This is a genomic window from Candidatus Limnocylindria bacterium (assembly GCA_036523395.1).
Lineage (GTDB): Bacteria > Chloroflexota > Limnocylindria > P2-11E > P2-11E > CF-39.
The window spans coordinates 1-10,545 of sequence record DATDEH010000081.1 but is presented as its reverse complement, the minus strand read 5'-3'; the positions used below and the strand labels follow the sequence as shown (position 1 = coordinate 10,545).

The following is a 10,545-nucleotide window of genomic DNA, read 5'->3' as shown; positions in this document are numbered from 1 at the left end:
GCGGCCGGTGTGGATCAGATGTCGGGCGGACGCCTCGAGTTCGGCGTCGGCGCCGGCTGGAAAGAGGTCGAGTACAAGGCGTACGGCTACGAGTTCCCGGACGCGCCGACGCGGGTCACGCAGCTCGTGGAGACGCTCGAGATCTGCACGCGCCTGTGGTCGGAGCCGAAGGCAACCTACCGCGGGAAGCACTACCGCATCGAGGACGCGGTGTCCTCGCCGAAGCCGGTGCAGAAGCCGCTCCCGATCTGGATCGGCGGCACGAAGCCGCGCGTGATGCGCATCGCCGCGAAATTCGCTCAGTGGTTCAACTTCTCAAATCCGGGACAGCCCGCGGAGCCGCGCATCGCGGAGTTGAACAAGGAGCTGCCGCTCGCGTGCAAGGCCGTCGGCCGTGACCCGGCCACGCTCAAACGCAGCCTGTTCATCCAGGTGCTCGTCGCGCCGACACGACGCGAGGTCGATGAGATCGCTGGCCAGCTCGGTGCGCGCACGAAGACGTCGGGCGCCGAGTGGCTGAAGGCGCGCCCCGCGATGATCGTCGGCACGCCCGATGAGGTCGGCGCGGAGCTGCGTGCGATCGCCGCCGCCGGCATCGATCACGCGAACGTCATGTTCCCGTACAAGTTCGAGAACGCCGGCGTGCGCGCACTGCGCGAAGTGGCGCGGGCGCTCTAGCGGATGAGCTCGAGCAGCCCGTCCGGATAGAGTGGCGTACCGGCCCGGAAGTCGGCGATCGGCTTCCAAATGCACGTGAACCGCGCACCGTTCGCCTCGACGCAATCGAAGCGGGCCCGATCGTACAGCCGTGCGTCCGCGAAGCGAGCCGAATAGACGCGGACGAGCTCGTGCCCCGCGACACCGAGATACGTGAAGATGTTTTCAACTGTTCCGAGGTAGCCCGCGTCGACGAGCTCAACGTCGAGCTCTTCGCGAATCTCGCGCACGACCGTCTCGCGACCCTGTTCGCCAAACTCGATCGTCCCGCCCGGAGGCCGCCATCCGGTAACGCGCTTCACGGGATCGGGAACCTCGAAGACCAGGATCTCGTCGCTGCGTCTGATCAGCGCGACGGCGACGGGTCGCGCGAGGTCACGCGTCACTCTCTCGGACGTTTGGTGTGGTGGTCTGTCGCGCGCTGATACGCGGACGCGAGCGCGACGAGAAGCCGCTCCGAGAACGGCGGGCCGACGAGCTGCAGGCCAACAGGCAACCCATCCGTTCCGAATCCGCATGGAAAGAAGATCGCCGGCAGGCCGGCGAGGTTGCCCGCGGCGATGAGCCCGGTATTCCCGGGACGCTTGGTCTGTTGCGGGTTGCTCGCGGTCATTCCCGGGCTGTCGAGCGCCTGCGTGATCGGCGTCGCCGTGATCGTGCGGCCGACCGACAGGATCACATCAGCGTCCTTGAAGATCTCCGCGAAGCCGGCGGACACCGACACCCGAAGACGCATCGCCTGGAGATAGTCGCGCGCGCGGATGTCCAGCGAGGCCCGGAGACCAGCCCTCTGCCGCGTGTCGACGAGCTCCTCGAAGCGCCCACCCTCGATGAGCTCGGCGAAGATCGTCGAGCCCTCGGCCGCGTATACGGTGGAAACGAGCGGACCGAACGGCAGCGCGGGCAGCGTCGCGCGAACGAGATTGGGCACGATCTTCTTGAACTCCTCGACGCCACGTTCGAGTGCACGCTTCGCTTCGGGTGATGCGTGGTCCTCGATGTCCTCTTCCGCGAACGCAACACGCGCGCGCTTGGTCGCGCGGATCGCGGTGCGCGCGTCGAGACGCTCGAAGCGACGGCCCGACGCTGTTGGATCGGCGGCATCAGGGCCGGCGATGGCCTCCAGCACGACACCGCAGTCGTCTGCGCTGCGGGCCATCGGCCCGATCTTGTCGAGCGTCCACGAAAGTGCCATCGCTCCGTGGCGGCTGACGAGTCCATAGGTCGGACGCAGGCCGGTCACGCCGCAGTACGCCGATGGTGTCCCGATCGAGCCCGAGGTCTCAGATCCGAGGGCGTATGGCACGAGGCCGCCGCCGACCGCGGCACCCGATCCGCTCGACGAGCCGCCCGACCAGCGTTCGACGTTCCACGGATTCCGGCCTGGACCCTGCAGCGAGGCGCTCGGGTAGCGATAGCCACCCCCACCGGCGAGCTCGACCATCGCGAGCTTCGCCGCGAGCACTGCGCCGGCGCGCTTGAGCTTCGCGACCGCTGTGGCGTCCAGGTCGATCACCTGATCGCGATACGGCGGAGCGCCCCATGTCGTCGGTGCGCCCTTCGCCGCGAGCAGATCCTTCGCGCCGTACGGGATTCCGAGAAGCGGTCGTCGCTCGCGGCGTTTGAGCGCGGCGTCCGCTCGCTTCGCTTCCGCGAGAGCCCGCTCGCGCGTGACCGTCGCGACCGCGTTGTAGCGGGGACCGACGCCGGCGAGGCGGTCACACGTCTCCTCGGCGAGCTCGACCGCGGAGATAACGCGTTTGCGCAAAAGCGTCTGCAGCTCCGCGATGGTCGCGAAGCGGTGATCGCTCAGGGCCGGTAGACCGTAGGAGGTTCTGTCGCGATGGGAACGTGCTGTTTGCGGATCTCGGTCGCGTTCTTCTCGACCGTCGCGCGCGCCTCGTCGGCAAGTCGAGTGGGATCGTCGATGGGTCGCGTGTCTTCCTGCTTCGCGGTCGGCGCGGTGTCGGTCTTTCGCGCCTTTTCTTTCACAGAATTCGCAGGATAGCGTGATACCCTCGGTCAATGGAGTCGCCGCCGATGCAGCGTCGGTATCCCATCGTCGAGCGCCCGCTTTCGCCGCGCGATTACGACATGCCGGTCGGCTGGTGGGGCTGGAACTGGGAGCCACCGGTCCCGATGTCGATCACGCAGCTGCTCGAGGCCGGCAACTTGGACGCGCGAACAGCTGCGCTGTGCGGGATGACCATCGAATCGCACGGCTCGATGCTCATCGCGGCGGAGCAGCCGCACTCCGGCAAGACGACGACGCTCACGGCCCTGCTGGACTTCCTTCCGAACGCGACCCGCCGCGTCTTCATCCGCGGCTGGGCCGAGACGTTCGACTTCCTTGGCCAAACGCGACCCGAGGCGACGCTGCTCCTCGCGAACGAGCTGTCGTCCCACCTCCCCGTCTATCTGTGGGGCCCGAAGGCGGTGCGCGTCTTCCAGGCGCTGCGGCGCGGCTACGCGCTGGGATCGACGCTGCATGCCGATTCGTGCGACGAAGCGCTCGCGCAGCTGGTCGGCGAGCTCGGCGTCGACCGGAACGACCTCGCACGCGTGAACCTGCTCATGGTGATGCGGATCTACGCGACGACCGGCGGAGGCTACGCACGTCGCGTGATCTCGGTGCATCGTCTCGTGCCGCGTGGCGGCACCATCGCGGCCCTGCCGCTCGTCACGCACGACGAGCGCGAAGACGCGCACAGGCACGACGAGTCGGCCGAGCTCGACCTGATCCATTCGCTCCGACAGAGCGCCGAGCGTGAAGCTCTCGTGGAAGAGATCGACCGGCGCTCGGAGCACCTCACCGATCTCCTCGGGCGCGGCTGCCGCGCCATTCCCGAGGTCCGCGAGGCGCTCGCGTCCTATCGCGGCGAGCCGGTCCCGAAAGACATCAGAGGAGATCCCGTCGAATGACAGACCGACCAAAGACCATCGGCGCGCTGCGAGAGACCGGCTACCAGAGCCGCACTGTGAAGGAGGAGCTCCGCTCGAATCTCATCACCGCGCTCGCAGAGAAGCGCCAGCTGTTCCAGGGCATCGTCGGCTACGACTCGACGGTGATCCCGCAGATCGAGAACGCGATCCTCTCCGGGCAGGACATCATCTTCCTCGGCGAGCGCGGGCAGGCCAAGACACGCGTCGCGCGCCAGCTCGTAGAGCTTTTGGACGCGGTCGCGCCGGCCATCGCGGGCTGTGAGATCAACGACGATCCCTTCAAGCCGATCTGCGCCGCGTGCAAGTACCGCGTGGCGAACGACGGCGACTCGGTCGAGCTTGTCTGGCTGCTGCGCGACCAACGCTATAGCGAGAAGCTCGCGACGCCGGACATCTCGATCGCCGACCTCATCGGTGAGGTCGACCCGATCAAGGTCGCCGAGGGACGTTATCTGTCGGACGAGCTCACGATCCACTACGGCCTCGTGCCGCGCACGCACCGCGGCATCTTCGCGCTGAGCGAGCTCCCCGACCTCGCCGAGCGCGTGCAGGTCGGACTCCTCAACGTCATGGAGGAGCGCGACGTGCAGATCCGCGGCTACAAGGTCCGGTTGCCGCTCGACCTGTTCGTCGTCGCGTCGGCCAATCCAGAGGATTACACGAACCGCGGCCGCATCATCACGCCGCTCAAGGACCGCTTCGGATCGCAGATCCGCACGCACTACCCAAAGGATCTCGCGATCGAGGTCGGGATCATGGAGCAGGAGCGCAACACCTTCGTCGACGAGGGAATCACGACGATCGTTCCTGGCTACATGAAGGAGGTCCTCGCGGAGCTGTCTCAGCTCGCCCGGCGCTCGCCCGAGATATCGCAGCGCTCTGGCGTCTCGGTGCGCGTGACCGTGTCGAACTACGAGAACCTCGTCTCGAGCGCGCTGAAGCGCTCGCTGCGCACCGGCGAGACCACGGTCGTGCCGCGCATCAGCGATCTTCCCGCGGTCGTCGCATCGACAGCTGGGAAGATCGAGCTCGAGTCCGTCGGCGACGTCTCAGAGGAGCGCGTCATCGAGCGGCTCGTGCAGCGTTCGGTGCTCAACGTGTTCAACCGCACCTTCTCGCTCGCCGAATTCGATTCGCTGCTAGCGGCCTTCGGTCGCGGCGCGACGATGCACGTTTCCTCCACGCAAGCGAGCGGCGAATACGTGAAGCAAGCGCTCCAGATCCCCGGCATGAAAGGGGCGGTAGCGAAGCTGGGAGCATCTGGGAATCCGGCGGCCGTCGCTGCGGCCGTGGAGTTCGTCCTCGAGGGATTGCATCTGAACCGGAAGCTGAACAAAGAGCGCGGGGATACGCGCTCAACATTCCGCGCGTGAACGTGACGACCGTCTCTGCGCTCGGGTGCGCGAGCGGCACGGCGCACCCTCGACGAGCGTCTGCGCCCAGCGCGCCCGAACTGGACGCGTCCCGTGATGAGCGGGCGCGCGTGGCCAGCAGCGAGGAGAGGGTGCGCCGTGCAGCTGAAGCACGCGAGCGCGGGCAGTTCGGCCACGCGCGGAAGGCGAGCGCATGAGCGAGCTCCCCCGCCTGGACGATTTCGGTCGCGAGATCAAGTACTCCCGCTGGGACGGCACGCAGCGACTGGACGCGCTGGAGGCCGATGAGCTTCTCGGCGCGATGTCGGACGAGCTTCTTGCCGGTGGTGATCTCGAAGACGCCCTCGCGCGGCTCTCGCGCTGGGGCATGCCGGGTCGCATGGAGGGCATGAAGGATCTGTTGGAACGGCTGCGTTCTGCGAAGCAGAAGCGCGCCGAGCGACACGATCTCTCCAAGGTGTTCGACGAGCTGAAAGAGAAGCTCGAGGAAGTGAAGCGCCTCGAGCGCGAGGGCCTCGAGCGTCGCCGCAATGCCGAGGCGCCGAACGAGCAGCTGCGCCAGGGCATGCAGAAGATCGCGCAGGAACGACTCGCTCAGCTCGACGCCCTTCCGGACGACTTCGGTCGCGCAGTGCGCGCGCTGAAGGATTACGAGTTCGTCGAGCCCAAAGCAGCGGAGAAGTACCAGGAGCTGCTCAAGGACCTGCAAGAGCAGGTGCTCGGCTCGTACTTCAAGAACATGCGCGAGTCGCTGCGCAATCTCACGCCCGAGCAGCTCGAGCGCACGCGGCAGATGATCCGCGACCTCAATCGAGCACTGAAGGAACGCATGGAGGGCGGCGAGCCGGACTTCGAAGCGTTCCAGCGGCAGTACCCGGAGCTCGCGGGCGGCGCGAAGGACTGGGACGACCTCCTCCGGCAGCTCGCGCAGGGCATGGCGGCCATGCGTTCGCTCTGGCAGAGCATGTCGCCGGAGATGCGCGATCAGCTCGAAGGAATGCTGGGCGCCGCATTCAACGACCCGGGCCTGCAGTCGGCGATGAACGACCTGGCCGAAACGCTGTCGCAGTTGATGCCGATGGAGAGTTACGACCACGCGATGTCGGGCGATGAGCCCATGACGCTCGCGGAGGCGCTCGGCCTCATGGATCAGATGAATCAGCTCTCGGACATGGAGGACACCGTGCGCTCGGCGCGCGCCGCGGAGGATCTCGAGTCGCTGAACGCGGACGACGTCGAGCGCCTCGCCGGTCCGGGCGCGCGGCAGTCGCTCGAGCAGCTCCGGAAGATGACCGAGCTCCTCGAAGAAGCCGGGCTCATCCGCAAGGACGGCGAGCGTTACGAGCTGACGCCGCGTGGCATCCGCAAGATCGGTCAGCGCTCGCTCGAAGACATCTTCGCGACGCTGAAGCGCGACGCCTTCGGAAGCCACCGCGCGCGGACGCGGGGCCGCGGAGGCGATCCGACCGACGAGCTCAAGACCTACGAGTTCGGAGACCCGTTCCTCCTCGACCTGCCGGACACGGTGAAGAACGCGGTCTACCGCGACGGGGCGCACGTGCCGGTGAAGCTCGCGGCGGAGGACTTCTCCGTCTACCGCACCGAGCTTATGACGCAGTCGGCCACGGCGATCCTCGTGGACGTGTCGCGCTCGATGCTGTTCCGCGGCTGCTTCCTCGCCGCGAAAAAGGTCACGCTCGCGCTCGACTCGCTGATCCGCTCGACCTTCCCGAAGGACGACCTGTACATCGTCGGCTTCTCCGCGCTCGCAAGCCAGTTGAAGCCGCAGGACCTCCCGCGGCTCACCTGGAACGAATACATCTACGGGACGAACATGCAGCACGCGTTCGAGACGGCACGCACGCTGCTCGCGCGCTCACGCGGGAAGAACAAGCAGATCATCCTGATCACCGACGGCGAGCCGACCGCGCATTTCGAGCCAGGAAATCCGGAGCCGCAGTTCGCGTACCCGCCGACGCAGCGCACCCGCGAGATGACCCTACGCGAGGTCCTCCGCTGCACGCGCGAGGGCATCACGATCAACACCTTCATGCTCGCCCGCGGGCACTACCTCGTCGACTTCGTGAATCAGATGTCGAAGATCAACACCGGCCGCGCGTTCTACGTCGAGCCGGAGCGTCTGGGTGAGTACGTGCTCGTCGATTACGTGACGCACAAGCGCCGGCGCGTCGCCTGAGGCGCTCGATCGTCTTCCGGCTTAGCGCCTGACGCGCTAGATCGCCCTGCGTCGGCGGACCGATAGGAGGGCCGCGATGGCGCAGACAGCCGCGCCGAACAGCGGCCACAGAACGATCCCGATGCTCGCGCCGACGAAGCCGAACGCCGCGCCGAAGCGGTCGCCTGGCGGCGTCGTGAAGCCGATGAGGTTGCCGGTCTGAGCGAGCCACGCCGTGAGCGCGCCGACGAAGCCGGTCACGGCACCGATCACGGCGGCCCAGCCGATGCCGAATGGCGTCTCGAAGTCGAAGCCGTTCTCGCCGACGAGTGCGCGTGCGATCACGACCCACGCCGCGACCGAGACGATCCCGCCGAGCCAACCCACGATCGGCAGCTGCTCGAAGAACGTGATCGCGACGAATGCGATGCACCCGAGCGTGAGATACCAGAGACCGCGCATGCGCCCTACCTTACCGAATCGGACGCTATGTGTTCCATATCACGCGTCACGCTCGCGATGCCGGGTCGCCGGTCTTCATGAAGGCGAGGCTGCGACGCCAGGCGTCATCGCAAGCTTCGCGGTGCTCGGCGAACGTGCGATCGAAGAAGGAATGCGGGGCGCCCGGGTACGTAACGATGTGGCGCTGGACGCGCGCGTCCTTCAGGGCGCTGTCGAATTCCGCGATCTCGCTCGCCGGGATGCCGGGGTCGGCCCCGCCGAACAGACCCAGCACCGGCGCGCGCATGCGCTGCGCGCGGTCCTTCGGCGCTGTGCCCTCCTCGCCCTCGCGTGTCGAGAGACGGCCATAGAAGCCGACCACCCCGGCGAGCTCGGCGTGTTCGGCCGACGCGAAGAACGCCTGACGGCCGCCCATACAGAAGCCGAGGACGAAGATGCGTCGCGCGTCGGTCGCGCCGCGAAGATGGCCCATCGCGCTCGCGATGTCGGCCTGGATCGTCGTGGTCTTCGTCTTCGCGACGTGCTCGCGGAACTCGAAGTCGTCGCCGCGGCGCGTCGTACCCGCGGTGCGGCCGAAATAGTCGATGGCGATCGCGTGCACTCCGGCGGAGGCGAATCGCTCGGCGAGCTCCTCATAGAACGGATGCAGTCCGCGGACATCAGGGGCGATCACGACGCCGCCGTCGCCATCGCCGGCCTTCGCGAGATGCGCGCGGAAGCGACTGGCGTCCTCACTGGTGAGGATGACGTCCTCGCCCGCCGCGCCGCCGGAGATCGGCACGAGATCGGCGGGCACATCGGGCGGGCGGGCGCCGGGCGGATAACACATGGAACGCCAATGCTGCCACCAGGGGACCCCGTATGCTCGCGCGGATGCCCGACCTCAAAGAGCGCGTCGCCGCGAAGATCGCCGAGATGCGCCCCTACCTCGAGCGAAGTGGCGGCAAGGTCGATCTCGTCGATGTCGAGGACGGCATCGCGAAGCTGCGCGTGGAGCTCACGCGACCCGGTCCGAGCCGCCTGGTCGCATCGCTGCAGCTCAAGAGCGGCGTCGAGCGGGCGCTGCGCACCGATATCCCGGAGCTGCGCGGCGTCGAGGCCGTGAACCTGCCGCCGTACTCGGAGCTTGGCTGGGACCAGACAGATTTCCGTCCGACGGAGCTCCCGCTGCCGTCAGACCTCGACGGGGACCGCTAGAGCAGCGCAGGCGCGAGTGCGCGCCATTCCGCGAGTGGGTGCCCCTTCAGATCGGCGCGCAACACTTGCACGCAAACGTGGTCCGCGCCGCTGGCGAGATGCTTCTCGACGCGGGCGCGGACGTCGCCAGCGTCGCCCCAGACCACGATCGCATCCACCAGCCTGTCGCTCCCGTCGTTCGCGAGGTCCGCGTCGCTCCAGCCAAGGCGCTTCAAGCTGTTCGCGTAGTTCTCGAGCGACAGGTAGCGCTTCAGGTGCCTTCGCGCCGTCGCGCGTGCGAGGGTCGGGTCCTTCGAGAGGACCGCGGCCTGCTCGACCGCGAGGAGCGGACCGGGGCCGAGCTCCTTGCGCGCGACCGCTGTGTGCTCGATCGGTACGAAATAGGGATGCGCGCCGATCGTTCGCTCTGCGGCGAGACGGAGCATCCGCGGCCCGAGCGCGGCGAGCACGCGGCCGGGCGGCTCGGGCGGAGGCGCACCGGTGTATGGCGCGCTATTCATCGCGTCCAGATAGCGCGTCATGCTCTCGATCGGTTTGTCGTACGACGCGCCGCGTAGCTTCACCACACCGGCGTCGCTCACACCGATGCCGAGCAGGAAGCGTCCCGGGTACGCCTCGGAGAGCGCACGGTGCCCGTTCGCCATCGCGGTCGCGTCGCGCGCCCACATGTTCGCGATGCCGGCGGCGATGACGAGTCGCTCACTCGCAGCCATCAGCAGACCCGCGTGCGCGAAGATCTCTTTGCTACCGAGCGTCTCCGGGATCCACAAGGCGCGAATGTCGAGGCCCTCAAGCTCCCGGACGTACTCGCGCGCCGCCGCGGCGGAGAGCCGCTCGACATCAAGCGTCCACGCGCCGACCCGACCCAGACGCTTGGCCCACGTGCGGGCCTGGTCGTGGTCGCTCATGGTCGGCGTCGCGGCCGTAAGCGGCACTATGGTGTGAAGCGTATGCGGGGCGCGACAGAGGTGATGTCGACGCTGCGAAAGCCCTCCGAGCCCAGGGCGATCAGCCGCTCGCGCGCTGCGGTCGCGTTCGCGATGAGCCCGCTGACGTCGACACCCTGACAGCGCGCCGCGAACGGGCGGAGGCGCTCGATCCCCTCTTCGAGAAGGGTCGATGCGCCGTGGAAGTTGCCGTTGCGCCAGTGGTGGAAGCCGACGCCGATCTGGAGGATGCCGTGGTACAGGCCGCGCACCGGTGTGCGAGTGTCGCGCCACAGGAGCTCGAGCGTCTCGTGCTGCTCGAAGAACTCGCCGGCGTTGAACTGCTCGATGCCGTGCATCAGCTCTGGCGGCGCTGGGTCGTCGCAGCGCGCGCGCGCAGGCTCATCGATAGGACCGCCGGGGACGCGCTTTGCTGGCCGCGCCGATTTACGGTCGCGGCTGCTAGGTGCGGGCGTGCTCGGCGCCGACGATCTTCCGGAAGCGCAGCTCATCCTCGAGAAACTCGCGAACGAGTGGGTTCTCGAACGCTTTCGGGAGACCGCCCGGTTGGTCCGCGTACGCGACTTTGATGCCTTCATGAAGGTCGTGCGCCGCGGCGAGATAGCCCTTGGGCAGCTTGTACATACGCGTGTATTGGAAGTGCCAGACCGGGCCGGTCTGGCCGATGAGCTCGCCTTCGAAACGGATGACCTTCGGAGTTTCGCTGACGATCTTGGTGTACTTGCTGATC

General features: G+C 67.5%; 13 protein-coding genes. 5 read left to right on the top strand and 8 right to left on the bottom strand.

Features of this window, described 5'->3' with window-relative positions:
* Nucleotides 1–678, top strand: a 678-nt coding sequence (locus tag VI056_10520) for an LLM class flavin-dependent oxidoreductase (GenBank protein ID HEY6203465.1), incomplete at its 5' end; no start/stop codon positions are given.
* Here the strand turns inward: VI056_10520 and VI056_10515 are convergent.
* Genes VI056_10515 through VI056_10505 form a run of 3 tightly spaced genes read right to left on the bottom strand, consistent with a single transcriptional unit; the run spans nucleotide 675 to nucleotide 2,709 of the window.
* The gene (locus VI056_10515; protein HEY6203464.1) at nucleotides 675–1,103 is read right to left on the bottom strand and encodes an NUDIX domain-containing protein; all 429 of its coding nucleotides are present in this window, start codon (nucleotides 1,101–1,103) and stop codon (nucleotides 675–677) included. The genes VI056_10520 and VI056_10515 overlap by 4 nt on opposite strands.
* Entirely contained in the window at nucleotides 1,100–2,485 is a 1,386-nt protein-coding gene (locus tag VI056_10510) for an amidase (GenBank protein HEY6203463.1), read from the bottom strand. The genes VI056_10515 and VI056_10510 overlap by 4 nt, the downstream gene beginning before the upstream one ends.
* Nucleotides 2,486–2,526: 41 nt before the next feature.
* A complete protein-coding gene (locus VI056_10505; protein HEY6203462.1) occupies nucleotides 2,527–2,709 on the bottom strand; it encodes a hypothetical protein in 183 nt (60 codons plus the stop codon).
* 33 nt (nucleotides 2,710–2,742) lie between these two features.
* Here VI056_10505 and VI056_10500 point away from each other — a divergent pair, with 33 nt between their 5' ends.
* The 3 genes from VI056_10500 (at nucleotide 2,743) to VI056_10490 (ending at nucleotide 7,230) form a co-directional block, all read left to right on the top strand.
* The gene (locus VI056_10500; GenBank protein HEY6203461.1) at nucleotides 2,743–3,639 is read left to right on the top strand and encodes a hypothetical protein; all 897 of its coding nucleotides are present in this window, start codon (nucleotides 2,743–2,745) and stop codon (nucleotides 3,637–3,639) included.
* Nucleotides 3,636–5,033 carry a magnesium chelatase gene (locus VI056_10495; GenBank protein HEY6203460.1) on the top strand — a complete coding sequence of 466 codons (1,398 nt, stop codon included), beginning with the start codon at nucleotides 3,636–3,638 and terminating at the stop codon, nucleotides 5,031–5,033. The genes VI056_10500 and VI056_10495 overlap by 4 nt, the downstream gene beginning before the upstream one ends.
* 193 nt (nucleotides 5,034–5,226) lie before the next feature.
* Nucleotides 5,227–7,230, top strand: coding sequence for a VWA domain-containing protein (locus VI056_10490; GenBank protein ID HEY6203459.1), 2,004 nt, complete (start codon nucleotides 5,227–5,229; stop codon nucleotides 7,228–7,230).
* Between the two features lie 36 nt (nucleotides 7,231–7,266).
* Here VI056_10490 and VI056_10485 read toward each other — a convergent pair whose 3' ends face one another.
* Nucleotides 7,267–7,671: a hypothetical protein gene (locus tag VI056_10485; protein ID HEY6203458.1), complete on the bottom strand. Its 405-nt coding sequence runs from the start codon at nucleotides 7,669–7,671 to the stop codon at nucleotides 7,267–7,269.
* Nucleotides 7,672–7,717: 46 nt separating this feature from the next.
* Nucleotides 7,718–8,500: a dienelactone hydrolase family protein gene (locus VI056_10480; protein ID HEY6203457.1), complete on the bottom strand. Its 783-nt coding sequence runs from the start codon at nucleotides 8,498–8,500 to the stop codon at nucleotides 7,718–7,720.
* A gap of 44 nt (nucleotides 8,501–8,544) precedes the next feature.
* Between VI056_10480 and VI056_10475 the strand changes: the two genes are divergently transcribed.
* On the top strand, nucleotides 8,545–8,868 hold the full coding sequence (locus VI056_10475) for a NifU family protein (GenBank protein HEY6203456.1): 324 nt from the start codon (nucleotides 8,545–8,547) through the stop codon (nucleotides 8,866–8,868).
* Here the strand turns inward: VI056_10475 and VI056_10470 are convergent.
* From VI056_10470 to VI056_10460, 3 genes are all read right to left on the bottom strand, one after another.
* Nucleotides 8,865–9,803, bottom strand: a complete 939-nt coding sequence (locus VI056_10470; protein HEY6203455.1) for a TIGR03620 family F420-dependent LLM class oxidoreductase — start codon at nucleotides 9,801–9,803, stop codon at nucleotides 8,865–8,867. The genes VI056_10475 and VI056_10470 overlap by 4 nt on opposite strands.
* Nucleotides 9,803–10,153, bottom strand: coding sequence for a DUF309 domain-containing protein (locus VI056_10465; protein HEY6203454.1), 351 nt, complete (start codon nucleotides 10,151–10,153; stop codon nucleotides 9,803–9,805). Before VI056_10465 ends, VI056_10470 begins: the two co-directional genes overlap by 1 nt.
* Before the next feature lie 103 nt (nucleotides 10,154–10,256).
* A partial coding sequence (locus tag VI056_10460) for a hypothetical protein (protein HEY6203453.1) occupies nucleotides 10,257–10,545 on the bottom strand: 289 nt, incomplete at its 5' end.

Excerpts from the sequence above, each read along its gene's own strand:
- VI056_10500 (HEY6203461.1), top strand. The coding sequence starts at position 2,743 with ATGGAGTCGCCGCCGATGCAGCGTCGGTATCCCATCGTCGAGCGCCCG.
- VI056_10495 (HEY6203460.1), top strand. The coding sequence starts at position 3,636 with ATGACAGACCGACCAAAGACCATCGGCGCGCTGCGAGAGACCGGCTAC.
- VI056_10490 (HEY6203459.1), top strand. The coding sequence starts at position 5,227 with ATGAGCGAGCTCCCCCGCCTGGACGATTTCGGTCGCGAGATCAAGTAC.
- VI056_10485 (HEY6203458.1), bottom strand. The coding sequence starts at position 7,671 with ATGCGCGGTCTCTGGTATCTCACGCTCGGGTGCATCGCATTCGTCGCG.
- VI056_10480 (HEY6203457.1), bottom strand. The coding sequence starts at position 8,500 with ATGTGTTATCCGCCCGGCGCCCGCCCGCCCGATGTGCCCGCCGATCTC.
- VI056_10475 (HEY6203456.1), top strand. The coding sequence starts at position 8,545 with ATGCCCGACCTCAAAGAGCGCGTCGCCGCGAAGATCGCCGAGATGCGC.
- VI056_10465 (HEY6203454.1), bottom strand. The coding sequence starts at position 10,153 with ATGCACGGCATCGAGCAGTTCAACGCCGGCGAGTTCTTCGAGCAGCAC.